Source organism: Pantoea sp. 9140 (assembly GCF_000745295.1).
In the GTDB taxonomy this organism is placed as follows: Bacteria; Pseudomonadota; Gammaproteobacteria; order Enterobacterales; family Enterobacteriaceae; genus Pantoea; species Pantoea vagans.
Genome location: NZ_JQNO01000003.1, coordinates 47,453 through 73,764 on the forward strand (window position 1 = coordinate 47,453; position 26,312 = coordinate 73,764).

The window sequence follows — 26,312 nt, forward strand, 5'->3', positions numbered from 1 at the left end:
GGATTGCGGTGGATGACGACGCCGCTGAAACAGGCGCAAGATAAGGGCTCAGGGGTAAACTCCTGAGCCCGTCAATAATGATAGCGGCATAAGGCGATTGACAGAGCATCCCCACTGACGGCAAAGACCCGCCGGGCTTCTGCGGACCTGGACAGTTTTACGCAATCACATTCCTGTCAGTCCCGTCACCGCTTCGCAGGCTTTCGATAGCATCCATCAATCTGCGGGCATTCCTGGGCGATCGCAGTAGCCAGTCCGTCTCTTCCAGTGAGTTATATTCTTCAGTCGACATCAGCACGCAGGACTCACCGTTCCGGCGAATGATCATTACTGGCGCTTTATCTTCTGCCGTCTGAATCATCGTGGCAGAAAGATTCCGTCGGGCTTCGCCGAAAATGATGGCTTTCATAAAGACCTCCGCAGTGAATAAAACAAACCATTGTACAATGAAAAGCCGGGCTTTCGCTTTTACCCAGGCACGGGGAAAGAAAGAACGTCTATTCAGTTCCGGTCAGAGCAAACTGGCACATCACATTCGGATTCACGGACGTCGACGCATTCATTCTCAACCGCGAGGATTATCATTGATGGTAATGTTTAAACCGCCACACCCAGGCAGCCTGATAGCGGAATATCTGGAAGATAATGACATCAGTATGCGCAGTCTGGCTAAACAGCTGGGCGTTTCGGCGGCATCGCTGAGCAAAGTGTCAGGCGGAAAAGCCTCCGTAAGCCCGGAAATGGCTCTTCGGCTGGAGGCGGGGCTGGGTATTTCAGCGCGGCTCTGGTTATCCATGCAGGCTGCATGCGATCTGTCTAAGGCACGAGAAACGACAGACGTTTCCGGCGTGCCTCTGCATCCGGGGCTCGTGACGTCCCAGGGGAGTGACGGGACGGCATAGTCCTCGCCCTGAGGTGACTGCCCCATCACCATTACGGAGTTTATCGCATCAGCGCAGCGGCGCATTAATCTGCAACGCATCCAGTTCGCGCGCATCGTGACTGCAGAAAAAGGTGATTTCGCCGCCGCGCTGGCAGGAGAGTTCACGGAGTCGCTGCTGGTTGTGCCGTCTGGCCACATTATCCATGCCCATCATCCACTGGTAAAAGCGCAGTCCCGGCGTGCAGTGGCGCGTCGGCTGTCGCATTTCGCCGCGGTAAAACCAGGTGTCGCCGCCGTGCAGCAGCCAGCCATCGGGTTGCTGAATCGCAATGCCCGCGTGACCCGGCGTATGGCCCGCCAGCGGCACCAGCAAAATCTCCGGTGGTAAATCCCGCAGGCGATTTACCGCCTCAAAACCAAACCATGTTTCCCCCTGCGGCTGATAGGTTTCCCAGTTGCCGATCCCGCCCCATTGTCCGGGACGATAGCGCTCGCGCGACAGCCAGCTATGACGCTGGTGGGCAGTATCGACCTCCTGCTGCAACAGATGGATGCGTGCCTGCGGAAAATCGGTCAGTCCGCCAGCATGATCAAAATCAAGATGGGTCAGAATAATATGCCGCACATCGTCAGCCCGAAAGCCCAGTGCCTTCACCTGTGACAAGGCGGTGAGATCGTCACGCCGCTGAATATTGTTTAAGGCGCGGAAAAAGCCCGAGAGGCGACTGCCGGGCGTATGGATATCCTGCCGCCCAAAGCCAGTATCGACCAGCACCAGCCCGTCGCGATCTGTCTCAATCAGCAGGCAGTGACAGACCAGGTGCGCTTTCAGGCCTTTACTGAATCCATCATAGAACGCGCCGCCCAGCGGGCACATACAACCACAGTTAAGGTGGTGAATTTTCATCGGGCCTCCATAGGGTCATCGGCAAAATCTCTGAGAGACTACGGCCTGTCTGGCGCGCAGCACATCAGCCTGGCTATAGAGTGTAGAGCGGGTTGCAACAACAGGCGGAGCGGTGAAGCGGATAACCGGGCAAAAAAAGCCGGTTATCCGCCAGAAAGCAGAGAATTAACTGTGGAACAGCGGGAAAGCACCGGTCAGCAGACCGCCCGCCATCAATACCAGACTGACCAGAATCCCCCACTTGATGGCAAAGCGCTGGTGGTCGCCGATATCGACTTTCGCCAGGCCCACCAGCAGGTAGACCGACGGCACCAGCGGGCTCAGCAGGTGGAACGGCTGACCGACAATGGAAGCACGGGCAATCTCTTCGGCGGTAATGCCGTAGCTGGCCGCCGTCTGCGCGATAACCGGCAGGATGCCGAAGTAAAACGCATCATTCGACATAAAGAAGGTGAACGGCAGGCTGACCAGCGCGGTAAACACCGCCAGGTAAGGTCCGAAGCTGGTTGGGATCACGGCCAGCAGACTCTTCGCCATGGCATCCACCATGCCGGTGCCGGAGAGAATACCCGTGAAGATACCGGCGGCAAAAATCAGCGCGGTCACCGCCAGCACGTTACCGGCATGCGAGCTGATACGGGCTTTCTGCTCCTCCAGCGTGGGATAGTTGAGCATCACTGCAATGGCAAACGCCAGCATGAACAGGATCTGAATCGGCATTAAACCAATTACCAGCAGCACCAGCAGCACCGTGGTCAGGATAAAGTTAGGCCAGAACATCTTCGGACGGCGGTTGGCAGCGCACTCTTCGGCATCGCCCAGACCCAGCTCGATGTTGTCGAGATGGTGATCTTTCATGGTCATCACGCCTAACCGTTTACGCTCACGCAGGCCAAACAGCACCGCCATCGCGACCAGGCTGACGCAGGCGAGCAGCATCGCTGGCAGCATCGGAATAAAGATGTCGAGCGCATCAATGCGCAGTGCTGCGGCGGCTCGTGCCGTCGGGCCACCCCAGGGAGAAAGGTTCATGATGCCGCTGGCGAGGTTGACCAGACAGGTCATCATCAGCACGTTCATGCCCAGCCGGTGATAGAGCGGTAGAAACGCGGCGATAGCGATCATGTAAGTGGTGGAGCTGTCACCATCCAGCGAAACCAGCAGCGTCAGCACCGCGGTGCCGACCAGCACTTTCAGGGGATCGCCACGCACCAGCCGGAGAATAAAGCGTACCAGCGGGTCAAACAGCCCGGCATCGATCATCAGACCAAAATAGAGAATGGAGAAGGTCAGCATCACACCGGTCGGCGCCAGCTTTTTGACGCCATCCAGCATCATGGCACCCAGTCCGGCATAAAATCCGCCAATCAGCGCAAATATAGTTGGTATCAGGATCAGCGCAATTAAGGCTGACATGCGTTTGGTCATGATCAGATACATGAAGCAAACAACCATGGAAAAACCCAGTATCGTCAGCAAAATAGCAGCCCTCACATTGGCGTAAAAGTAATAAAAAAGTTACATGAAGCCAGGAAAATTCAGGTAATTAGTTAGCGTGGTAACAATTAACCTGTTGTTTTATTTAACCCTGCACTGCAGGATGATAGTAAATAGTTGTCAGGATTTAGCATTTCTTTAACAAGGAAGGGTGATCGCGATCATCTTTAAACGAATCTTAAACGAGTTTGTGTGACTGGGATCAAAGGGTGACGAGGTGTAATCGCGAATGTCGGGCCAGCAGGGTGCGGAATCAGGCGGTTCAGATGGTGAAGAAACAGGATAAACGGCTGAGTCAGGATGCTCAGCCGGATAAGGTATTAGCTGCCTAATAGCTGGATGATCATTTCAGGTGTTTTGTTCGCCATCTTGCTGACGGCTGTCTGTCCCTGCTGGATAATCTGGCTGCGCGCCAGCTGACTCGCTTCTTCAGCATAGTCTGCATCCTGAATGCGGCTGCGAGCCGCAGAGGTATCCACACCCTGTTCTGACAGCACATTACGGTTTGACTCGTAACGATTTATCTTAGCGCCATAGAGCGACTGATAGCCGCTGATCTTCTCCAGCGCTTTATCCAGCGCCTTCATGGTGGTGGAGATGTCGCCACTGGTCAGCAGAGTGGTGTTGTTCAGTCCCAGCGTTTTAGTATCTGACGGCGTAGCGGGGATGCTATCCGACTGTATCGGCTGACCATAGTCGGCGCTGGTGATCACTTCGAGAGGACGACTCTCATGTGGCGGCGTTGCAGGCACGCCCTTGGGCTCCGGCAGGATTCCCCAGGTCAGACTACCAGTGAAGGAGCCGTTGCCCACCACCACCACAATCAAATCTTCGCTGACGGTGTCCAGCGAGATGCGCTCCAGCCGGGTGCCGGTATTGGTGCCGTTATTGAAATCGCCGCTGGCGACATCTTCATAGCGGTCGCCGTCACCGCTGTAGGTGATGGTCATCCCGTTGTAGCTGCTGCTGTTACTGCCCGCCAGCGCCCAGCTCGGGCCGCCTTCCAGCAGCTGAGAGCTGTCATAAGTTGCGCCAGTAGCAAAACCGTTTTTACTGGTCAGCAGGCGCGAATCTGCGGTCGCTGCATCCGTAATGCCTTTGCTGGTCCAGGTGTAATCAGGTGCACTGCCGTCCAGCGGTGTTCCCGCCAGATGTTTACCGTCGCGGGTAAACAACTGGAGATCGTCATCCTGACCCAGTGAGTCAATGGTAATGCTTATCGATGTTGAGCCTGCCGGGATATAGGCCAGCGGGATCACACCCGAGGTAAACGAGTAATTCTTGCCCGGCACCGGGAACTTAACGTTGATAGGGTCAACGTTACCTAGTTTCGCAGGCGGCAGATCGGGATTATCCGTTGCCAGCGGGTAACGCCCGAAAATCTCGGTGTGATCCGCGACTTCGTTGATGCCGGCCAGAATCTGCTGATATGCACCGTTTACACTCTGCCGATCCGCGTCTGACAGCGTGCCGTTAGCGGCCTGCACCGACAGCGTACGCGCCTGGATCAACAGATCGACGATGGTCCCCAGGCCGCCACTGGCGGTCTGGGAATAGCTGATGGCATCATTAAGGCCGCGTGCCACTACCGCGTCGGCGTTGACATTGGCCGTCATACGGTTGGCAATCGCCTGACCTGCCGCATCGTCTTTGGCACTGTTAATCCGCATCCCTGATGATAGCCGTTCAACCGTTCGTCCCAGAACGGAGTCAGTACCGTACCGCAATTTGTTCGTAATGGCGGCGGTTTCGTTATGGTTGATCGTTAACATGGTCGCTTCGAACAGGGAGAGGAGTCTCTGTTTTATCGGCAGGGTGATAAGCAGCTTTAATCTCTGCGGCGACAAAAACTAAGCAAAAACGGGGTCAGGAGGGCAACCGGCTGATGGGTAACCGCTTTTCAGATAAAATAAATTAACGGTTCAATCCGGTCTTGAGAAAAGCCTGCTGCGCAGAGACGCAGCAGGCGAGAGCAGATCAGTTAAACACCATGCCGCCGTCAATCAACAGAGACTGACCGGTCATATAATCGGAGTCGGGGCTGGCGAGGTAAGCGACGCAGGCGGCTACATCTTCCGGCTCGGAAAGCCGTCCGAGCGTAATGCGTTTTGCAAACTCTTCGGTGCCGTAACCGGCGGGTTTTCCGGCGGCTTCAGAGATCTGCCGGTCGATCTCTTCCCACATCGGGGTTCTGACAATGCCCGGACAGAAGGCGTTGACCGTGATACCGGCGGGTGCCAGATCGCGCGCGGCGGTCTGCGTCAGGCCGCGCACGGCAAACTTACTGGAGCTGTAGACCGCCAGCTCCGGATTGCCGACGTGACCCGCCTGCGAACAGGCGTTAATGATTTTGCCGCCGTGGCCTTCTGCAGCGAACGCTTTAATTGCGGCCTGCATGCCCCAGATTACCCCTTTGACATTGACGTTATAGACCTTGTCGACCACCGCTTCGGTGATCTCAGCAATCGGCGTGGAGGGTGCAATACCGGCGTTGTTGACGATGACATCAAAACCGCCCAGCGTGCGACGCGCCTCTTCAACAGCATCCATCACCTGATCGCGCTGTGAGACATCGACTTTCAGGGCTATCGCTTTGCCGCCCTGCTGGTTAATATTCTCCGCGACCTGGCGGGCGGTCTCCTGATTGAAATCGGCGACGGCCACCGCCAGCCCATCTTTTGCCAGACGCAGGGCGATCGCTTCACCAATGCCCTGGCCTGCGCCGGTTACCAATGCCACTCTGTTTTTCATCCTGATTTCCTTTTGTGAAATTAAAGAAGCTGACTCAGATGCAGCTGACCCATCAGCAGCGGGTTGTCGGCGTAATCGACCGGCACAGCCACCACGGCAGGACCCTGGACATCCATCGCTTTACGCAGCGTCGGCTCCAGTTCTGCCGCGCTGGTCACCGCAAAGCCCGCAGCGCCAAACGCTTCGGCGTAGGCTTTGAAATCGACCGGGCCAAAATTGACACCAGAGACGCGGTGATATTTTTTCTCTTCCTGCATTGCCACCATGTTGTAGGCGTTATCGACCCAGACGATGTGCAGGATATTGGCTTTTAACCGGACGGCCGTTTCCAGCTCCATGCTGGACTGCAGGAAGCCACCATCCCCTGAAACCGATACCACTTTGCGCTGCGGATCGACCAGCCAGGCACCAATCGCCCACGGCAGCGCCACGCCCATGGTCTGCTGACCGTTGGAGATCATGATCTGGCGGGCACGGAAGCTGTAAAGATAACGGGCGATCCAGATGTGGAAGCTGCCCATATCAACGGTGAGGCTGACGTCGCTGTTAATGATGTCCTGCATAGCGCGCACGATGCGCAGCGGATGCAGGGCAAACTGATTGAGACTGGCACCCTGCATCGCCAGCAGTTTGCGCTGCTGCTGACGATCTTCAAGAATGCTGGCGGCTTCTGATGTCAGCTGCAGCGGCGCGGTAATGCGTGCTGCCAGTTTACGCACCGTGGCAGCGATATCGCCCACCAGCTCGGCGTCCGGCAGGTAGCGGTTGTCGGTCTCTGCCGGAATCACGTCGATGTGAATCAGGGTGGCGTTACCGCTGTTCCACATCGCCGGTTCATATTCTACCGGACTGTAACCGATGGTGATGATCAGGTCAGCCTGTTGCAGCAGCCGGTCACCTGCCTGGTTGTTAAACAGTCCGACGCGACCGGCGAAGCGTGAGAAGTGATCCTGCCTGATCGCGCCCGCCGCCTGATAGGTGCTGGTGACCGGAATATGACTGCGGCTCAGCAGATCGTGAATCGCTTCGCTGTTTTCCGGCTGGCTCGCCATTAATCCCAACAGGATGACCGGATTTTTCGCCCCGGCAATCGCCTGGCTGACCGTGTCAATCATCGCGTCTGGCGCGGCACCCAGCACCGGACGGCCCTTGCTGCTCAGTGCCTTGCCGGTCACCGGCTGGTCGACAATATCCTGCGGCAGGCTGATAAAGGCGCCGCCGCCGCGGCCATGCTCGGCGTGACGAAACGCATTCGACAGGCATTCAGAGAGCGCAGAGGGATCGGTTACCTCAACTGCATATTTGGTGACCGGGCGAAACATGGACACCGTATCCATGCTCTGGTGAACCTGTTTGGCGCTGTCGGAGCGTTTCACCTGGCCGCCGATGGCGACCACCGGATCGCCTTCGCTGGTAGCGGTGGCCATGCCGGTGATCAGGTTGGAGCAGCCCGGCCCGGACGTGACCAGTGCCACACCGGCATTGCCGGTCAGCCGGCCCACTGCGGCGGCCATAAAGGCAGCATTGGCTTCATGACGAACCGGGATTGTCTGAATGGAGGAATCCAGCAGGGAGTCAAAAACCTTGTCGATCTTTGCGCCAGGGATGCCAAAAACATGCTGCACGCCCTGTGCCTCAAGCTGTGCGACCACCAGGTCAGCGCCGCAGGTCCAGAGTGTGGTATCGGTTGGAGTTTTCATCGTCATTCCTCTGATTAGCTTTCTACCGCACGGATCGCGGCGTCAAGATTGGCGGGGTTCAGGTCGGCATTGAGAAAGTCACTGTCCTGCGGCAGATCCACGACCAGCTTGCTGATGGCACCAAAGGTCAGGGTGCCCTGTTCCAGCGCATAATCGAGAATGTGGCCGCCGCCTTCGCGGTCGTCGGTAATAAAGTGTTCGTGATAGCCCGCTACGTTAATGCCCTGCATATACTGTGGCGTGCGGAAGCCAATCAGCTCGCCCGCGCGCTGGCTGAAGGCAAAGGTCGGCTGATCGCCCAGCACTTCCGGCATGGAGCGGTAGGGACGGCACTGACACGGCACGGTGCGGGTATCGACGCGGCTGAAACGACCGCTGATGCGCAGCGCGCAGAACTGGTTATCGGAGGTGATTTCGCTGTCGATCACCCGATGGATATCCTCGCGCGACATGGGCCGGTCAAACTCAAACAGGTGCTGCGGCCTGAAAAAGGTCATCACCGCAAACGGGGTTTTCTGTGCCGGATCGGCCGGATGCGCGCTGCCATCTGAGTGCAGTTGATAGACCTTGCTGTCGAACGCAATCATCTCGCCATCCAGCCGGTTAAACGTGCCCAGGCCGAAATCCCCTTTGCGCAGCAGGTCGGCGATGCGGACGTTGCCGTCGTAGACGCCGCTCAGCAGCGCACTCATTAAAGAGGTCTGATAGATAACGCTTTCTGGTGCATCCTGGGAAAGCGTTAAGACACTATGTTTTAGTTGATCCTCACAGGAACAATCAGTTACACAATTGCTCATTTCATGCCTCATCGATTAACCGTTAAGCCGTGTTAACCTAATGGTGAACCGATTCAGTCGGTGGGTCCAATAGCGAAACCTGTTAACTTTGAGACGTTTTTGATATGGAACTGCGCCACCTGCGTTATTTTGTTGCCGTAGCCGAGACGCTTCACTTCACCCGGGCCGCTGAAATGCTGGGGATTTCTCAGCCGCCGCTGAGCCAGCAGATACTGCGGCTGGAGCAGGAAATTGGCACACCGCTGCTGAAGCGACTGACGCGCGGCGTGGAACTTACTGAAGCGGGGGAAGCGTTTCTGGCCGATGCCCGGCAAATTGTCCAACTGGCCGATCAGGCACTGGAGAACGCGCGCGGGATTGCCCGCGGGATCAGTGGCCAGCTGTCGCTTGGGTTTGCCAGCTCGGTGGCGTTTAATCCGCGCATCTTCACCCTGATCCGTCAGTTTACGGAACGCTATCCGGCGATGGAGCTGCTGACGCGTGAAGAGAATATGTCGTTGCTGATGCAGGATCTGCAAGAGGGATTGCTGGATGCTGCCTTTATCCGGCTGCCGTGCGAAAGCAGCAAGGCGTTTAATCTGCGCGTGATCTCCACCGAAAAGATGCTGATTGCGCTGCCGCGCTGCCATCCCCTCAGCGGCACGCCGACAGTCTCGTTGTCCGCGCTGGCGGATGAAACCCTGATAATCTTCCCGCGCGACGTTTCGCCAAGTCTCTATGAGCTGATTGTTACGGCCTGTCTGCGGGCGGGCTTTTCACGCCACACCTTCCAGCAGGCGCCACAGATCACCACATCGCTGGGCATGGTGGCTGCAGGCTGCGGGATTGCGCTGGTGCCGGAGTCGCTGCGCTGCGTCGATAATCCCGAAGTCAGCTTCTGCGATATCGAGAACAACACGCTGTTTACCGACGTGGCGTTTGCCTGGCGTCGGCATCATCCATCAAAAGCGGTGCTGCATCTGCTGGCGCTGCTGGCCGAACCGCCTGTGACACCAGGCGAAGCGGGTTGATAAGCGCCAGCTATTGTACTGAAAACAATAACCAACTGGCGGCGGCGGGGCCGGGATGCCAATAATCGGTGCATGACTACATACCGCGTAAGAGTCGGGTATCACAACCCGTCAGCCCTGACATTCAGGCAACTGGATGAAATTCTGGAGCCGCAGCGATTCTGGAGAACAGATTCGGCGGGCGGCCAGTTCCGCTATTTCATGGAGTATGAGTACCAGTCTGACGTGCGCGACCTCTGTTCGGTCTGCTCGCTGGCCTACAGTCAGGCCTGCAAAGTCAGAAAGTGCCCGTTGATTCTGGTCGAGGTGATGAACTGAACGCATCCGGCGATCCCGCTGTTCTCAGCATGGGATCGCCGGGCGTTTTAATACGAACTGCTTTAACCTGAACGTCGCTGCATCAGCAGACTTAACGCGGCGGGCAGCACCGTGAGCGTCACCAGCGTGCCGCTGACCAGACCACCAATAATCGCCAGTGCCATCGGCCCCCAGAACACCTGATGGGCGATAGGGATCATGCCAAGTATCGCGGCACAGGCGGTCAGCAGGATGGGACGCGCCCGGTGATGGGCGGCCTGCCGTATAGCGTCACCAGCAGGCAGTCCGGCGCGGCTGTACGCATCCACTTCACTGATCATAATCACCGCGTTGCGGATGATGATCCCCGCCAGCGCAATAATCCCCAGCAGCGCCACAAACCCCAGCGGTGTGCCTGCCGGCAGCATCGCGGAGACGATGCCGGGCAGGCCAAACGGGGCCATGCTCAGTGCCAGCAGCATACCGAAGAAGCGTTGCAGCTGAATCATCAGCAGGACCAGCATGGCGCAGATCGTCACCGGCAGCAGAGCAAACACCGAACCATTGCCTTTGTCCGATTCCGCCACTACGCCACCTTCTTCAATACCGTATCCGGCAGGCAGTGAGGCGCGCAGGGCGGCGACATCAGGTGCGAGCTGTTGCGAGACCTTTTCAGCCCGTTGACCGGGTGCGATATCGGTCTGTACGGTGATGTAAGAGAGCCGCTGACGGCGCCAGATCACCGGATCATCCACACCCCAGTTCAGGGTCGCTACCTGGCGCAGCGGAATTTTCTGTCCGCTGGCATTGGTGATCATCAATCCTTCCAGCGTCTCCGTGTTCTGCCGCTCGGCGTCATTACTGCGTAGCACCACGTCAATCAGCCGGTTGCGATCGCGCAGAGTGGTCACCACGCTGCCGGACATCAGGGTGTTCAGCGCAGAGGCGATGGTGTCGGACGACAGTCCGGCGGCACGGGCGGCGGTCTGGTTTACGGCCAGCGTCATGACCCGTTCCGGCTCCCCGGCGGTGAGATTCACCTCGCGGGTCAGTGGAGAGCGGGCGATCAGCGCTGCCAGCTCACCGGCAGCCTGCCGCACCCGGCCATTGTCCGGGCCGGTGATACGATATTTCAGCGGCCAGCCCACCGGCGGACCCAGCTCCAGCGGCGAGACCCGCGTCGTGATATCACTGAAATCCGCGGCCAGTTTCTTCTCCAGCCTGCTGCGCAGCCGATCGCGTACCGCCAGATTCTTCGCCACCACCACCAGCTGTGCGATGTTTTCATTATCCAGCAATACATCCATCGGCAGATAGAAGCGTATTGCGCCAGAGCCGACGTAACTGGTGAAGTTCGCCACATCCCGATCGTTGCGCAGCATCTGTTCCAGCTGTGCGGTACGGCGCGTGGTTTCCGCCTGGGAAGTACTGGCGGGCAGCGTCAGGCTGACCAGCAGTTCAGGGCGGTCTGACGCCGGGAAAAATTCACCCTGCATAAAGGTGGTGGCGTACAGGCTGACCAGCAGCACCGTCAGCGCTGCGCCAATCGTCATCAGCCGGTGGCGCAGAATGACCTCCAGCAGCCCATGATAGCCGCGCGTCAGTAAGCCCGGCGACTGGTGGGCTTTGATGCGCTTCGCTGACAGCAGCCAGCAGCCGGTGAGCGGCGAGAAGATGACCGCAACCACCCATGAGCAGAGCAGCGCCAGCGTAATCACCACAAACAGCGAGTAGCAATACTCCCCGGCACTGGAGGCGGCGAATCCGACCGGGATGAACCCGGCGATCATCACCAGCGTGCCGGTCAGCATCGGAAAGGCGGTGGTTCTGAATGCATACGTCGCGGCCTGCCACTTACTGTCGCCCGCTTCGAGCCGTGCCACCATCGCCTCGACGGTGATCATGGCGTCATCCACCAGCAGCCCGAGCGCAATAATCAGCGCGCCCAGTGAGATGCGCTGCAGTCCGATGCCCGCCAGCAACATGCCGGTAAAGGTCATCGCCAGTACCAGCGGAATAGCCGCCGCCACCACCAGACCGGCACGCAATCCCAGCGTAACAAAGGAGACGGCTAACACGATGACAACCGCTTCGCCCAGTATCCGCACAAAGCCGCTGACCGCTTGTTTCACCACGGAAGACTGATCGGCCACGCGAGTCATGGTGATACCGTGCGGTAGCTGACCGGCCAGTGTCTGCATGCGCTGGTTAAGCTGTTTACCGAAATTGAGCATGTTGCCGCTGGCGGCCATGGAGATTGCCAGCCCGATAGCCGGCACGCCGTTAATCCGAAAGGTGGGTACCGGCGGTTCAGCAGATTGCAGGCTGATGGTCGCCAGATCGGTCAGTGGGATGAAACGCTCCCCGATATGCAGGGTAATCGCCTGCAGGCTTTCGACCGAGGTCAGCGTACCGCTCACCCGCAGCGCGATATTTTCGCGGTCGGTGCGCAGGCTGCCAGCGGGCACCACATCGTTCTGCGCTTTGATGGCGTCGCTGACCTGCTGTAAATCGAGCCCCATGCCGTTCAGCTTGCGTGGGGAAAAGGCAATAACCACCTGCTGCTCCTGCACGCCCAGCAGACTGGTTTTACCAATGTCGGGCAGACTGGCCAGGCTGCGGCGCAGGTTATCAACCCGATCGCGCAGCTCTCTGGCGGTAAAGCCATCCGCCGTGAAGCCGTAAATTGTGCCGAAGGTATCATCAAACTCGTCGTTAACCGCCGGACCCTGCACGCCCTGCGGCAGGGAAGACGTCACATCATGCATTTTTTTCCGCAGCTGATACCAGATACCGGCCACCTCAGAAGGTGGCGTGTCATCGCGCAGGTTGACATAAATGACCGTCTCTCCGGCGCGGGTCTCGCTCTCAACCGCATCCAGCGACGGGATTTCCTGCACCTTCTGTTCCAGCACGTCCGTCAGCAGTTGTACGGTGGTGTTTACGTCAGCTCCGGGCCACCGGGCAGAGATCACGGCGGTCTTGATGGTGAACGCCGGGTCTTCATTACGTGACAGGCGTTCATAACTCAGCACACCCGCCGCCATTACCAGCAGCATGAAAAAGATGACCAGCTGCTGATGCGCCAGCGCCCAGCCGGAAAGGTTAAAGCCAGTCATTTTTTTCATGAGCCCTCCTGCGCCAGTGTCACTTTTTCACCGGGCTGCAGGGTGCCGACACCGGCGGTAACCACGCGCTCGCCTGGCCGGATCCCGGCAGAGACAAAGATTTGCTGTGCGCTGAAGCGGGCCAGCACCACCGGACGAAGCTGTAAGCGTGATGCCGCATCAACCACCAGCAGCGCGGGCTTGTCTGCAAACCGGGTCAGGGCGCTGGCGGGCAGGGCGATAACCGGCGGTTGCGGATCGGGAAGCGTGACGGTGACGGTGGCACCCAGTGCCATCGCCTCGGGTGGCTGATGCATTGAGATGCGCAGCCGCCAGGTACGGGTCTGTGAATCGGCCTGTGGGCTGATGTCACGTATCGTGCCACTGGCCTGGATGTCCGGGTCGGCGAGCAGCGTCACCTTCAGCGGAGTCTGGTCGTCAGCTCGCAGCAAAGCAGGCGTTGTCAGATCAAACACCGCATCGCGTGCATCACCGGCTGCCAGCGTCATCACAGTCTGTCCGGCGCTGACCACCTGGCCGGGCTGAACCGGGAGGGCGGTAATCCGGCCTGCGGCGGGCGCAGTGAGCCGGGTCCAGCTGAGATTATCCTGGGCATTTTTCAGTGCTGCTTCGCTGCTGAGACGGCGGGACTGCGCGCTCTGCCAGTCTCCCTCGGCACTGTCCAGCTGGCTGCGGGCGATGGCTCCGCCGGGCATCAGCAGCCGCATCCGATGGAGGTTAAGCGCAGCGACGCGTTCGGCGGCGCGGGCGCTGTCGAGATCGGCTTGCGCGCTGCTCAGCTGATTACGTGACTGATCGTTTTCCAGCGCGGCCAGGGGTTGCCCGGCGGTGACGCGATCGCCCAGCTCAACCGCGCGGCTCACCACCCGACCATCCAGCCTGAAGGCCAGTGCAACCTCTTCATGGGCGCGAATTTCACCGGTCAGCACGCGTGACGCGTTGCTGCTGAGCGGCGGGGCAATCACCGTTTTGACCGGGCGGAGTGGGGCGGCTGGCGGGGCAGCATTGTTGTCGCGGCAGCCGGTCATGATGAATACGCCGAGCAGCACGAACACGATCGGCGCGAAAATATGTACACTGAAGAGATGACGCCACACCTGGCGGGCAGCATCCGATAAGAAGTCTGTCATAACCGGGTTCCTTTAATGAGTTGTGCTCATTGAACCCGGCCTGTGTCCAGAAACGTTCCATGAACCATCAAGAAATGGTCAAGTCAGTAAATTTATCCCGCCGGTAACGTTATCCCAATCAGCAGACCACCCTCGGCAGGCAGGGTGGCGTGCAGCGATCCGCCGTGCGCCTCGATAATCACTTTGGCGATCGACAGCCCCAGCCCGCTGCCGCCGGAGTGGCGGGCGCGTGAGGAGTCAGCCCGGGTAAAGCGGTCAAACAGTTGCGGCAGGAAGTCTTGCTCTACGCCCTGACCGTAATCACGGAAAGTCAGCGTGGTCGCCTTATCGTTCTGGTTGGCGGTGATCAACAATGCGCCACCATCGGCGGCGTAGCGCAGCGCATTTTCACAGATGATGGTTATGACCTGACCCAGGCGAAAGGTATCGGCGCAGAGCAGCAGATCGCCGGGTGCCATTACGCTGATGACGACCCCCGACTCTTCTGCCTGTGGCAGCAGCCAGCCTGAACGCTCGCGCAGTAACTCAGAGAGATTAAATCGCTCGCGGTTGAGGGTAAGCTGCCCGGCGTCTGCCAGTGACAGCAGATGCAGTTCATCGGTCAGGCGGCTGAGCTGCGTCAGTTGCTTCATGATCATCGCCAGCTGCTGCGGCTCGGCAGGGAAGACGCCGTCCAGAATGCCCTGCAGGCGGCCCATCGCTGCTGTCAATGGTGAGCGGAGTTCGTGTGCCATCGCCACATGCGAGGTGCGCAACTCACGATCGTAGCGCGCCAGCTGTTGTGTCATCTGGTTAAAATCGTCGGTAAAGCGCACCAGCTCCTGTGGGGCTTCTTTCACTACCGCCGCCGTCCGGCCAAATTCCCCTTTCGACACCGCACGCGCCGCCGTCGCCAGTTGGCTGAACTGCGCCGACAGCGGACGGGCGAAACGCAGCGCCATCATCACCATAAACGGGATGGTGACCACTACCAGGACCAGCACGGTCAGCCAGTCAGAGGATGCCAGCGAAGGATCGGAAAATTTGATCCCCCACCACTGATCGACAATCTGATGAAAGCGTGCCGGATCGCTGGCGGGATGATGGCGCAGCTGCGTGAACTCATCGAGCAGCGTGGGCGGCATCCGGTGGTAGACCCAGAACGCCTGCACCGCAAAGCGCAACCACATACAGGCGGCGATGAGGATCACGCTGCCGATAGCCAGAAACAGCACCCGGATGCAGATCCAGCGCCACAGTGAGGTATGCGTATTGTTCTTCATGGCTGTCTGAACCGGTAACCGACGCTGCGTACTGCCGGTAAGACGTCAGAGATGCCTGCAGCCTCCAGTTTACGGCGCAGGTTATAGACGTGGGTATCGACTACACGCTCCAGAGCATCGCTTTCCGGCAGACAGTGCTCCAGCAGAAACAGGCGGGTAAAAGGCCGCGTCGGGGCACGCATCAGCGTGACCAGCAGAGAAAATTCGGTAGGCGTCAGATCCAGGCGGCGCGGTGCATCACTGTCACTATCAACCACGGCGGTAAGTGCCAGGGGATCAACCACCAGACCCGCCCAGCGCAGCGATTCTGCGGCGGGCGCGTGACTCTGGCTGCGGCGCAGCACGGCCTGAACGCGCGCCACGACTTCGCCCGGATGGTAGGGTTTGACCACGTAGTCATCAGCACCATAACGTAGCGCGCCGATGCGGTCCGGCGCGTCACCCATCGCCGTCACCATGATTACCGGGGTATCGTCACGCCGACGCAGCGCGGCCAGCACTTCGGTGCCATTCATGCCAGGCAACATGATATCCAGCAGGATCAGATCGGGTTGCCAGCGTCCTGCGGTTTCCAGCCCGCCGGGTCCGTCACCGGCAATCATGACCTCATAGTTTTCACGTTTCAGGTAGGCCTCAAGTACACCCGCCGCATCTGCGTCATCTTCAATAATCAGTACACGTTTTGACTGCATTTTCGGATCACCTTGACTGTTTCTTCATAAATCCCTGGTCGTTCATTGACACTCGCCTCGCATACTCCGGACAGTGACGCGGCACTGAATCCCTCAGCTCCGCACCTGATGTGATAATGAGGAAACGTGATGATAACCGGAAAAATAACGCTTCACATGGTCTGTTTTTCGCTGGGGTTGAGTGCCGCTACTGCTATGGCTGATGAGAGTGCCACGCCACCGCCCAGCCTGACGCTGGGCATTGCGGGCATTAATGCCCCACGCTACAGCGGCGCAGATAAGCAGCACTGGCAGCTGATGCCGGTTATTCAGGCGCGCGACGGAGCATTCTTTTTCGACTCGCAAAAAGGCATTGGTTATGACCTGCAGGCGGATAACGGGCTGTATCTGGAACATACGCTGGGCTATGGGCTGGGCCGCTCTGACCGTAACTCATCGTGGCGCGACGGTGATGACCGGCTCAGAGGCATGGGGAATATCGACGCAACGGTTAACACCGCGCTGGCGGTGGGCTGGTCGGTTACCCCGTGGTTTGTGGTTGAGGGGAAAGCGACGCTGCCATTAAGTGACAGTCAGGGCGTGCAGTACCGGACGTCTGTAACCCTGATCCCCTGGCAGACCCAGGACGATACGGTGGTACTGCAGGTGGCAGGTCTGTCTGGCGATGCGCGTTATATGAACACCTGGTATGGCGTGAGCAGCGAGCAGAGTGCTCGTAGCGGGTTTAAACGCTATAACGCCGCGGGTGGATTTTATGGCACAGACACCAGCCTGACATGGAGTCACCAGTTCACGCCCGCCTGGGCTGCCAGCGTGATCGGCGATTACACCTGGCTGGATAAACATGCTTCAGATAGCCCCATCGTCGCCCGGCACAATGGTGCCTCGGCCACGCTGGCATTGAGCTACACCTTCTGAATGGCACCATGAAGAAAAGTGAGATGCGTAGCCATCGACGGTTGCTGGCTGCGCTGATTCTGTTCTATCTGCTGGTTTATGCCCTTCTCATCGTGGCGCTGAGTCTGTTTGATGCGCCGATACGGGGATAAGGACATGAATAATATTCACTGCAGCGCTTACAGTTATTAAGTCATTCTGTTACCGAATAAATCAATGCTGATATAGCGGCTGGCAGGAAATAGAAATACCTTGCTAGTGAATGTAATGCTGCTAATTAACAGGCGTGGTTTATAAATTTAAACTGAGCCGTTTTATCATTGGTAAATCATGCTGAAAAAAACAGGTGATTCAGGCAATGATCGTTTTTTTATAATTCATTATCTCTTATTTATTCCGGTTTTAATCTTGTTGGTGGATGTGGGGAATCATGGTTTTTTTCAGTTCATCAGTGCTCATCCTGCTGATTTGTAACGATATTTATTTTTTATATTAAGGGGTGGCTTATTTTTAATGCATTGGTTTTACTTTTAAGAATTTCAGTTAATTCATCATGGGCGTAGGCCATTTTAATTCACAGATAACACAACGATAATATTGCCGTCCGGCCTGGATAAACCACTTTTCCTTGAGCTGTCAGTATGTGAACCTTATAGAAAGTAAACCGATGAGAAAGAAAAAAAGCCCTGTTCCCCATGACGCGACATTCCGACAGTTTCTGGCAAATCCGGATGTTGCCAGAGATTTTATGCAGCTGCATCTTCCTGAAGAACTGCGTAAAATCTGCGATCTCGGCACACTTAAGCTTGAATCCGGCTCCTTTGTCGAAGACGATTTGCGGCAATATTTTAGTGATGTTCTGTACAGTCTTAAAACCTCAGCCGGGGACGGCTACATACACGTTCTGATTGAACATCAATCTACACCGGACAGGCATATGGCGTTTCGTCTGATGCGTTATGCGATTGCCGCTATGCAACAGCATCTTGCAGCGGGTCATAAAAAGCTGCCTCTGGTGATACCTGTATTGTTCTACACCGGTAAGCGCTCGCCCTATCCTTATTCGACCCGCTGGTTCGACGAATTTGATGATCCGGCTGTGGCAGAACAACTCTATGGAAGTGCTTTTCCGCTGGTGGACGTCACGGTTATTCCTGATGACGAAATCATGAAGCACCGTAGCATGGCCGCACTGACACTGATGCAGAAGCATATTCATCAACGTGATATGGCTTCGATCATTGACCGTCTGAGTACCTTACTGATGGCCGATTATCTTTCTTCACCCCAGGTATTGGCGCTGATACACTATTTAATGCAGGCAGGTGAATCAGCTGATCACGAAGCTTTCGTTCGCGAACTGGCACAGCGGGTGCCGCAACACGGAGATGCACTGATGACTATTGCACAGCAGCTTGAGCAAAAAGGTATCGCAAAAGGTATAGAAAAAGGCCGCGCTGAAGGTATTGAGCTGGGCGAACAGCGTGGAATGGAGAAAGGCCGCAGTGAAGGTAAGCGCGAAGCCACTCTGGAAATCGCTCGCGTTATGTTACAGCGCGGCCTTGAACGTAAAACCATCATGGAAATGACAGGTCTTTCCTCAGACGATCTGGCTAACATCCAGCATTAAGCCTCTGCGGATAAGACCTGATGGCAATTTTTCACTTCAGGGAAAGTAAAGCTCTCAGGTCTTATTGCCCGCAGGCTGGCGCTGCAGGTAATTCCAGGTTGCGCCCAGCATGCCGGAGTCGTTACCGTAGGTTGCGGCATCTATGCGGATATCAGGATCATATTTTGCCAGCTGCTCTCCCAATTCCTTGAGGAAGGGTTCGCGCTCAGTAATTCCCCCGCCAATAAATACCCTCTGCGGGTCGAACACGCTGAACAGGTTATATAAGCAGGCCGCAAGATCCGCATAAAATTTATTTACCACCTGCTGCGCGGCGTCTTCATTACGATCGTATGCGTCAAAGACATCTTTACCACTGACATCGTCGGCAGGCTTATCAATAAGCTGGCTGTAATTCTCCCGCAGTGCTGTCATGGTACAGCTCTGGCTCATGGTGTGGCGTTCTATATTGCCGCTGGTGGGACGCGACGTCAGCAGGCAACCAAACTCGCCAGCCCGGTTGCGTCCACCCCGAATCAGTGCGCCATTGCAAAAGGCCGCTCCGCCTAACCCGGTGCCTATCGTCAGCATCAGGAAATCGTTGAGCTTTTTCGCTTTTCCCAGCCACTTTTCAGCCAGCAGTGCACAGTGTGCATCGTTTTCGACGGTAGCAGGCAGGGACGTTTTTTCTGTCAGCCACTGGCTCAGATGAAACTGGTCAAAGTCACGTATGGTGCCGCCCATGGCAATATAACCAGCGTCAGCATCAATATAACCGGGTGTGCTGACGGCAATACCAGCACAACCGGGATTTTTCTCCAGCCAGGCCAGGATTTCATCAAGTATTTTATCGCGTGCGTTATGGGAAATATCAGCACTATCGCTGGTCAGAATATTTCCCTGATCGTCAATCACACCCATTTTTAAAGAGGTACCACCAATATCGAAAGCTGCAATTTTCATCAACGTTCTCTGAAGTTGTTTTCATTCAATTAATTGTAGTGCTGAAAGAAAAGGGCAGACGGCCAGGCGACGGCAATTTTGTCAGGAAAGGTACAGATTTATAAAGCTGATGCTGAAGGGCTGAAGACTGGTGGCAGACAGGAAATAACAGAATGCGCTGTATAGGCTGGATGGTGATGTGATCAGCGACGCTGCCAGTATATCCGGCAGCGTCGATTGAGTCGTCAATATGCCGTCATTACCACTTACGTAGCAGAATACTGGCATTGACGCCGCCAAAACCAAATCCGTTCGACATGGCATAGTTCAGCGCGGCAGGTCGGGCTTTAAGCGCCACCAGGTCAAGACTGCCTGCTGCTTCATCGGGATGATAAAGGTTCAGTGTTGGCGGAATAAGCTGATGGCACAGGGCCAGCAGTGTGAATATCGCCTCAACGCCACCCGCCGCACCCAGCAGATGGCCGGTGGCGGATTTGGTTGATGAGATCGCGACCGGCGAATCATCGCCAAAAACGGCGCGAATAGCGGACAGCTCACCGTGATCGCCGACCTGAGTCGAGGTTGCATGAGCATTGATATGCTGAACGTCATCCGGGCTGATACCCGCCTGTCGCAGAGCTAACCTCATTGCCCGCGCAGCGCCACTGCCATCCTCCGGACCCGCCGTAAGGTGGTAAGCATCGGCGCTGGTGCCGTAGCCGACAATCTCCGCCAGCGGCGTCGCTCCGCGTGCCTCTGCATGGGCCAGCGACTCAATGACCAGCAGGCCAGCGCCTTCGGCCATGACAAAGCCGCTTCTGTCCCGATCAAACGGACGTGAGGCGTGGTGCGGCTCATCTTCATATCCTGCGCATAGTGCGCGCGCGGCTGCGAAACAGCCCAGCGTCACGCGATCCAGCGCCGCTTCGGTGCCGCCACAAATCGCAATGTCCGCTTCACCACTTCTGATTAATCTTGCGGCGTCACCAATAGCCTGTACGCCTGCTGCACAGGCAGTAACAGGCGCGCCGAGCGGGCCGGTGAAACCGTGTTTAATTGAGATATGACCGGCTGCCATGTTCGCCAGAAACGAGGGAGCAGTAAAAGGTGAGAGCCTGCGCGGACCACGCGCGTCGGTCGTACGCACTGCGTCGGCAATCGCACCAAAGCCGCCAACGCCAGAAGCAATGATCGTAGCCGTGCGTTCACGCGCAGACGCATCTTCAGGATGCCAGCCTGCCTGCTTCAGCGCTTCTTCCGCTGCCAGCAGCGCAAACTCAATAAACCGCGACATCTTTTTTCGCTCTTTTGGCGCAATGAACGACTCCGGGTCATATCCGGCCAGCGGATCGTCTTCGATGCCAGGCACGCTGCCCCCCACTGAAATACCGGTTCCTGCGGTGAGCGCATCGGGCAGAACGCGAATACCCGATTCACCCGCCGTTAATCGCTGCCAGACGGTTTCAACGCCACAACCCAGCGGCGAGACGATACCCGCGCCGGTGATGACGATGCGTTGAGATGAGGTTGAATGACTCATGCGGTTGCTCCCGTAGTCAGTCCGGACAGCGAATAAAATACTGCCGCAGAAAGTTGATGCGCGCCTGAAGCGCGATTAGCGAGACCCTTAGCAGAAGGGTGCGATATGCGAATGCTGGTATGAAAGTGAACAGACAGAGATAAGCTTAGCAGCATCAGGATCCTGAGCGATAATCAGACAGGCCGTTATCTTTGCCTTTGTGACTAATTAAGTCAATAGTCACTTCTTTCAGGGGGCAAGACTGCGTAATACCAGTGCGGCCAGTTGCGTGGAAGCGGCCTCAGCCTCATCGAGGCTGTACTGCAGTAGCACAGGGCTGACATAGGGTCTGATTACCCGATAGATAGCTTCTGCCGCGTCGTCAGCCGGAGTTTTACGCTCAAACTCACCCATTTCACGACCCCTGCGAAGGATCTGCTGAATCAGATTCAGAATCCGCTTTTCGTAAGCCATGGCAGAGGGCCAGCGGTCGCGCGATGCGACAGCGGCAATGTCATAGAGTTTACGTTCGTGAAAAAATAGCTCAGTACTGGTGGCGGAAAGCGTCTGAAACAGCCGCCGCAGTTGTTCTGATGCACCTGGAGCATCGGCGATCGCGGTTTCAGCACGCTCCATGATCATCGCCAGTCGGTTTGAACAAATGACTTCGCCAATCGCCTGTTTCGATTCAAAAAACTTGTAGATATAGGCTTTGGAAAAACCAATAGCCCGGGCAAGATCGGAGACGGTGGTTTTTTCGTAGCCGTAATGCGCAAAGTGCTGCATGGCAGCCTCGACAATCTGGTCACGCACATTGTGATCGGCAGGACCGCGCGTTCCACTGTCCGTTACGGATTGGGTCATTGTGATAGCCTGACAAATTGAAGGTGGGTGATAAATTCAGTGACCACTGTTATGGGTGGTCACATTTTAAGTCCTGCTGCGGCGAAAAGCTATGAATTGCCGCGTAAGAATTATTCTTGCAGGCCGCCAGGCCAGTTACTGCGTTTTAAGATTAATTTACTGACGCAGCGTGTCGATGGCGATGTTCCATTGATTGAGCTTGTTGTAAAGCGCCGTACGTGAAATACCCAGTAGTTTAGCGGACTGACGCATATTTCCGCCCTGATCGCGCAGTGTCTGCAGGATGCAGGCTCGCTCATTATCCTGCAGCAGACTGCTGGCAGACGTAGAGTTTTCAGCATCACTGCGGGTCACCATCGCGGGCGGCAAATCGGCGAGGTCGATAATATGGCTCTGGCAAAGATTGACGATTCGCTCCACCAGATTTTCCAGCTCACGCACGTTGCCAGGCCAGTGCCAGTCCTCAAGAGCGTTCATTGCTTCAGGACTGACCTGCGGAGGCAGTTTATTCAGCCGCTGACACAGCGTGCGGATAAAGGTATTCACCAGATCGGGAATATCGCTTTGCCGTTCACGCAAGGCGGGGATGGTCAGCGAAATGACATTCAGGCGATAGAACAGGTCACGCCGGAAGGCACCTTGTTCGACTGCGCTTTGCAGATCGCAGTGGGTCGCCGCGATAATACGGACATCCACTTTTACCGGATACGCTGCCCCGATGCGCAGTACTTCACTCTCCTGCAGCACGCGTAGCAGGCTGGTCTGTGCCTCCAGCGGCATCTCGCCAATCTCGTCCAGAAACAGTGTGCCCCCGTCGGCCAGTTCAAACTTGCCTGCCGACCCACCGCGCCGTGAACCGGTAAAGGCACCATCGACGTAGCCGAACAGCTCGCTCTGTACCAGATCACGCGGCAGCGCGCCGCAGTTGACGGCGACAAAGGACTCATTTGCCCGGCTACTGGCGTTGTGGATCGCCTGAGCAAACAGTTCTTTGCCGGTTCCGCTTTCACCGGTCAGCAGAACGGTACTGTCACTGCGACTGCTGGCGCGGGCATCCTGAAGCGCCTGCTGAAGCGTGGGGGCCTGACCGCGTATCATATCAAAGGTATAACTGGCGCTGACGCCGAGAACCCGTCGCGTAATGGCGCGAATGCGCTGGTTTTCCCGAAGCGAGAGGATACGCCCGCCGTCCGGGGCCGGCATCAGCGAGACCAGACAGGAGACGCTGTGCCTGCCATCAGGGCGGAAAACCATCTCACGGTCATTGCAGCAGGGCAGGGTAAGCAGCGAACCAGACTGAGGTTGCAGCAGCTGGTCAATCGAAGCGTTACCGGCATCAAGACCGGCAAAGATCTGACGCGCATAGCGATTCAGCGTTTTGATGCGTCCCTCGCGGTCGCAGACCACCACGCCTTCATTCAGGTTTTCCAGTATCGACTGCTGCTCGGCCAGCAGGCGGCGCAGCGTCAGCTGCTGGCCGATCGCTTCTGCGGCGGCCTGTACCGTTCCCAGCGTATGGGCATTGAAGTTATCAGGAGTGGCGGTCAGCGTCAGCACGCCAGTCATCTGACCGCTGGCATCCCGGATGGGCGCTGCGGCACACTGCCGGTTACGTTTACGCAGTGCGATTTTCCAGTTTTCCCCACTCAGCACGTATACCAGCCGCTGCTCGCGCAGGCAGCGCGCGGTGCAGTTCGTGCCCAGAATTTCCTCACGCAGAACGCTGCCAACCGGCGTCAGGTCACTGCCGCAGAAGCTCAGCACAACGCCCTGAGCATCGGTCAGATTAATGTGTCCATCGGGATTATAGGCCAGCAGATTCTCCATCACGCTATGAGCCACGGCGATCAGCTCGCTGTGATGACTCAGGATAGCGGCCAGCTCTGACGGGGCGACCGGGGTGTAGCAGAAGTGCGTCGGATCGATGTGATGCTCGCGTGAGCGTGCCCAGGATTGCAGAATACTGCGGCGGATCCAGTGTGGCTTTTCACCCTGGATAAACGCCTGCCAGCCGCGCACCAGCTGTGTTTCCCACTGTGCCGCGTCACTGCTGTCCGGCAGGTTGAATATGGCGTCGCTCTCTTCTTTATTTGGCAATAAATCATGCAGCGATTGCATTCCACTCTCCCGACGTTGATGAAATGTCCATTTTAATGACATGTTAAGTTGACATGTACATTTTAGTTTCAGTTATGAAGAGGCTTCTGCGAGCGCGTTCACAGAAACACCTGCTTAAAAACTGGCATCCGCTTTGCAACGCTGTTGATAACGCTCACCGGTTAAAAATAACCTGAAAGTTAAGCGGTTATGCGTAAACAAAATCTGAAGTTACTGCTGTTTATCTGACTTACGGCATGACAGAACGGCACGACCTCCGGCTTTGATATCCCGATGTTGTCCGGCGTCACTGAGTCCTGAACGGAACATCCGGCACTGACGGGCCGGCAAAATGGATGGCGCGTTTTGCCGGAACACACTGAGCCAATGATGCGTTCAGAATCCGGTCGTTTTGCTGCTGAAGTGCAGGCGAACTCCGAACCCTACCCAGCTCTGACGGGCTGACAATAAATGACAGGAGCAGTTATGAGTCTTAAAACGGTACGAGTGGGATTGATTGGCGCTGGCCGCATGGGCAGTTTTCATGCAGAAAACCTGGCGCTACGGGTGCCCGGCGCCCGGCTGACAGCCGTTGCCGATCTGCAGCCTGGCGCAGCGCAGCAACTGGCGGATCGGCTGGGAGTGCAGAAAGCCTATACCGATATCCAGGCGTTGCTTAATGACAGTGAAATAGATGCGGTTGCTATTGCTACACCCGCCCGCACGCATGCTGAACTGGTGATCGCCGCCACGCAGGCGGGCAAACATATTTTCTGCGAAAAACCGATGGCGGTGACGCTGCAGGAAGCCGATCGGGCTATCGCTGCCGCTGTGGACGCGGGGGTCGTGTTGCAGGTCGGGTTCAATCGTCGGTTCAGTACGGGCTTCGCCGCAGCCATTGAAGCGATCAGGGCGGGCAACAATGGCACCACCCAGTTAAGCCGCTCTGTGACCCGCGATCCAGGCCTGCGCGATCCGGCCCCGATCCCGCAATGGACCATCTTTCTTGAAACCCTGATCCATGATTTTGACACTCTGCTGCACTTTAATCCGGGGGCGCGACCTGTCGAAGTCTATGCGCTGGCTGATGCGCTGGTACGGCCTGATTTTAAAGATAAAGGGTTACTTGATACCTCGGTGGTGACAATTCGCTTTGATAACGGAGCGATAGCCACGGCGGAAGCCAGCTTCCAGGCCGTTTACGGCTATGACGTTCGCGGCGAAGTGTTTGGCAGCAAAGGCATGCTGCAGACAGGCAATATCAATCAGGATAACTGCGTACGCTATCACGCCGACGGTATTGCAATCGCCACCTCCCGGCTGGATACAGATCTGCTGCGTGAGGCATATGTTGCTGAAATGACAGAGTTTGCGCGCTCAATTCTGCACGGTGATAAACCGCGTGCGACCGGCACCGATGCGCGCAACGCGCTGGAAATTGCGCTGGCCTGCATTGAATCAGTCAGACAACGTAAACCCATTCTGCTGGGAGCACGCTAATGGCCGGTTATCAGCTGTCAGTCTGTGCCGAGATGGTGTTTCTCGATCTGCCCATTATCGCGCGTGTGGAAAAGATCCATGCGCTGGGATTTGGGGTGGAGATCTGGAACTGGGCTAATAAAGATATCGACGCGCTGGTGGCAACAGGCGCACGTTTTACCTCCATGACAGGCTACCTCAGCGGGAACCTGACCGATGATGATGAGATTGCGCAGCTACTGCAAAGCGCAGAAACCTCACTGGCGGTTGCAGAACGTCTGAACTGCCCGCGCCTGAATCTGCATGGCACCGGACTGGATGCCAGCGGCCAGGCGGTTCGTCCGATTGAGTTGGTGACCGGCGAGATGTGGCTTAAAGCGGCCGACACCCTGCGCCGTGTGGCTGCACTGGGCGAACAAGCCGGTCGGGTTTTTACCCTCGAAAACCTCAATCTGGCGGTGGATCATCCGGGTACGCCATTTGCGCGAGCTGCCGATACGCTGGCTCTGGTCGAAGCGGTCAGCAGCCCGGCTCTGAAGATGAACCTTGACCTCTATCATGCGCAGATTGGAGAGGGAAATCTGATCGCGCTTATCCGCCGCTGTGGTGACGCCATCGGGGAGATTCAGGTAGCCGATGTGCCGGGCCGGATGCAGCCGGGCACCGGAGAAATTAACTATCGTGCCATCGCCCGTACGCTGAATCACATGGGCTACAGCGGCGTTATTGCGCTGGAGGGTTGGGCCGCAGGTGACAGCGAAACCGCGCTGGCGCAGTTCCGCAATCATTTTACGTTATAAGCGATTCCACCGGGTATTTGCCTGTTGCCCGGTGGTTTACTCAATAAAAAT

The 26,312-nt window shown here is 56.9% G+C and carries 23 protein-coding genes and 1 pseudogene; 9 read left to right on the forward strand and 15 right to left on the reverse strand.

Translation table 11 applies throughout. The features are described from left to right. Positions 1 to 157: 157 nt before the first annotated feature. Positions 158 to 409, reverse strand: coding sequence for a YoeB-YefM toxin-antitoxin system antitoxin YefM (yefM, locus tag FA92_RS21800; RefSeq protein WP_013356618.1), 252 nt, complete (start codon positions 407 to 409; stop codon positions 158 to 160). A 71-nt stretch (positions 410 to 480) separates the two neighbouring features. Here yefM and FA92_RS23840 point away from each other — a divergent pair. Further along, positions 481 to 588 (forward strand): annotated as a pseudogene (locus FA92_RS23840) (Killer protein); the annotation flags it as partial. After that, the gene (locus FA92_RS21805) at positions 588 to 902 is read left to right on the forward strand and encodes a HigA family addiction module antitoxin (protein ID WP_033785222.1); all 315 of its coding nucleotides are present in this window, start codon (positions 588 to 590) and stop codon (positions 900 to 902) included. The pseudogene FA92_RS23840 and the gene FA92_RS21805, both read left to right, overlap by 1 nt. A 48-nt stretch (positions 903 to 950) precedes the next feature. Here the strand turns inward: FA92_RS21805 and FA92_RS21810 are convergent, their stop codons facing one another. The 6 genes from FA92_RS21810 to budA all read right to left on the reverse strand — a co-directional run bounded on the left by FA92_RS21810 (position 951) and on the right by budA (position 8,535). Beyond that, positions 951 to 1,790, reverse strand: coding sequence for an MBL fold metallo-hydrolase (locus FA92_RS21810; protein ID WP_051926582.1), 840 nt, complete (start codon positions 1,788 to 1,790; stop codon positions 951 to 953). Positions 1,791 to 1,955: 165 nt separating this feature from the next. After that, positions 1,956 to 3,269, reverse strand: a complete 1,314-nt coding sequence (locus FA92_RS21815) for a CitMHS family transporter (protein WP_033785223.1) — start codon at positions 3,267 to 3,269, stop codon at positions 1,956 to 1,958. A gap of 338 nt (positions 3,270 to 3,607) precedes the next feature. Then, positions 3,608 to 5,059 (reverse strand): flagellin, encoded by a 1,452-nt coding sequence (locus FA92_RS21820; protein WP_072009013.1) that lies wholly within the window; start codon positions 5,057 to 5,059, stop codon positions 3,608 to 3,610. Between the two features lie 205 nt (positions 5,060 to 5,264). Further along, on the reverse strand, positions 5,265 to 6,038 hold the full coding sequence (locus tag FA92_RS21825; RefSeq protein ID WP_033785225.1) for a (S)-acetoin forming diacetyl reductase: 774 nt from the start codon (positions 6,036 to 6,038) through the stop codon (positions 5,265 to 5,267). 20 nt (positions 6,039 to 6,058) lie between these two features. Continuing rightward, positions 6,059 to 7,738 (reverse strand): acetolactate synthase AlsS, encoded by a 1,680-nt coding sequence (gene alsS / locus FA92_RS21830; RefSeq protein ID WP_033785226.1) that lies wholly within the window; start codon positions 7,736 to 7,738, stop codon positions 6,059 to 6,061. Between the two features lie 14 nt (positions 7,739 to 7,752). Next, positions 7,753 to 8,535, reverse strand: coding sequence for an acetolactate decarboxylase (budA, locus tag FA92_RS21835; protein WP_033785227.1), 783 nt, complete (start codon positions 8,533 to 8,535; stop codon positions 7,753 to 7,755). Positions 8,536 to 8,639: 104 nt separating this feature from the next. On the opposite strand from budA, the gene FA92_RS21840 reads away from it, so the two are divergent. Both FA92_RS21840 and FA92_RS21845 read left to right on the forward strand, forming a co-directional pair. Beyond that, on the forward strand, positions 8,640 to 9,545 hold the full coding sequence (locus FA92_RS21840; RefSeq protein ID WP_013356610.1) for a LysR family transcriptional regulator: 906 nt from the start codon (positions 8,640 to 8,642) through the stop codon (positions 9,543 to 9,545). Between the two features lie 72 nt (positions 9,546 to 9,617). After that, a complete protein-coding gene (locus tag FA92_RS21845; protein ID WP_013356609.1) occupies positions 9,618 to 9,863 on the forward strand; it encodes a hypothetical protein in 246 nt (81 codons plus the stop codon). Positions 9,864 to 9,925: 62 nt separating this feature from the next. On the opposite strand, the gene FA92_RS21850 is transcribed toward FA92_RS21845, so the two are convergent. The 4 genes from FA92_RS21850 to FA92_RS21865 all read right to left on the reverse strand — a co-directional run bounded on the left by FA92_RS21850 (position 9,926) and on the right by FA92_RS21865 (position 16,054). Further along, a complete protein-coding gene (locus tag FA92_RS21850) occupies positions 9,926 to 12,970 on the reverse strand; it encodes an efflux RND transporter permease subunit (protein ID WP_033785228.1) in 3,045 nt (1,014 codons plus the stop codon). Beyond that, positions 12,967 to 14,100, reverse strand: a complete 1,134-nt coding sequence (locus FA92_RS21855; protein ID WP_033785229.1) for an efflux RND transporter periplasmic adaptor subunit — start codon at positions 14,098 to 14,100, stop codon at positions 12,967 to 12,969. The genes FA92_RS21850 and FA92_RS21855 overlap by 4 nt, the downstream gene beginning before the upstream one ends. 92 nt (positions 14,101 to 14,192) lie before the next feature. Next, on the reverse strand, positions 14,193 to 15,362 hold the full coding sequence (locus FA92_RS21860) for an ATP-binding protein (protein WP_033785231.1): 1,170 nt from the start codon (positions 15,360 to 15,362) through the stop codon (positions 14,193 to 14,195). Then, positions 15,359 to 16,054, reverse strand: coding sequence for a response regulator (locus tag FA92_RS21865; RefSeq protein WP_033785233.1), 696 nt, complete (start codon positions 16,052 to 16,054; stop codon positions 15,359 to 15,361). Before FA92_RS21865 ends, FA92_RS21860 begins: the two co-directional genes overlap by 4 nt. 129 nt (positions 16,055 to 16,183) lie before the next feature. Here FA92_RS21865 and FA92_RS21870 point away from each other — a divergent pair, with 129 nt between their 5' ends. From FA92_RS21870 to FA92_RS21875, 3 genes are all read left to right on the forward strand, one after another. Further along, complete coding sequence (locus tag FA92_RS21870; protein WP_033785235.1) at positions 16,184 to 16,972, forward strand: MipA/OmpV family protein; 789 nt, start codon at positions 16,184 to 16,186, stop codon at positions 16,970 to 16,972. A gap of 8 nt (positions 16,973 to 16,980) precedes the next feature. Continuing rightward, on the forward strand, positions 16,981 to 17,103 hold the full coding sequence (locus tag FA92_RS23795) for a hypothetical protein (RefSeq protein WP_013356603.1): 123 nt from the start codon (positions 16,981 to 16,983) through the stop codon (positions 17,101 to 17,103). Between the two features lie 515 nt (positions 17,104 to 17,618). Continuing rightward, positions 17,619 to 18,581, forward strand: a complete 963-nt coding sequence (locus FA92_RS21875) for an Rpn family recombination-promoting nuclease/putative transposase (RefSeq protein WP_033785237.1) — start codon at positions 17,619 to 17,621, stop codon at positions 18,579 to 18,581. 54 nt (positions 18,582 to 18,635) lie between these two features. Here FA92_RS21875 and FA92_RS21880 read toward each other — a convergent pair whose 3' ends face one another. From FA92_RS21880 to FA92_RS21895, 4 genes are all read right to left on the reverse strand, one after another. Further along, positions 18,636 to 19,523: an ROK family protein gene (locus FA92_RS21880; protein ID WP_033785238.1), complete on the reverse strand. Its 888-nt coding sequence runs from the start codon at positions 19,521 to 19,523 to the stop codon at positions 18,636 to 18,638. A 238-nt stretch (positions 19,524 to 19,761) separates the two neighbouring features. Then, positions 19,762 to 21,042: a beta-ketoacyl-ACP synthase II gene (gene fabF, locus FA92_RS21885; protein WP_013356599.1), complete on the reverse strand. Its 1,281-nt coding sequence runs from the start codon at positions 21,040 to 21,042 to the stop codon at positions 19,762 to 19,764. Between the two features lie 228 nt (positions 21,043 to 21,270). After that, positions 21,271 to 21,885, reverse strand: a complete 615-nt coding sequence (locus FA92_RS21890; protein ID WP_013356598.1) for a TetR/AcrR family transcriptional regulator — start codon at positions 21,883 to 21,885, stop codon at positions 21,271 to 21,273. A 156-nt stretch (positions 21,886 to 22,041) separates the two neighbouring features. Next, positions 22,042 to 24,003, reverse strand: a complete 1,962-nt coding sequence (locus tag FA92_RS21895) for a sigma-54-dependent Fis family transcriptional regulator (RefSeq protein WP_033785240.1) — start codon at positions 24,001 to 24,003, stop codon at positions 22,042 to 22,044. Between the two features lie 465 nt (positions 24,004 to 24,468). Between FA92_RS21895 and FA92_RS21900 the strand changes: the two genes are divergently transcribed. After that, positions 24,469 to 25,482, forward strand: a complete 1,014-nt coding sequence (locus tag FA92_RS21900) for a Gfo/Idh/MocA family oxidoreductase (protein ID WP_033785241.1) — start codon at positions 24,469 to 24,471, stop codon at positions 25,480 to 25,482. After that, positions 25,482 to 26,261 (forward strand): TIM barrel protein, encoded by a 780-nt coding sequence (locus FA92_RS21905; protein ID WP_033785242.1) that lies wholly within the window; start codon positions 25,482 to 25,484, stop codon positions 26,259 to 26,261. The genes FA92_RS21900 and FA92_RS21905 overlap by 1 nt, the downstream gene beginning before the upstream one ends. Positions 26,262 to 26,312 lie beyond the last annotated feature (51 nt).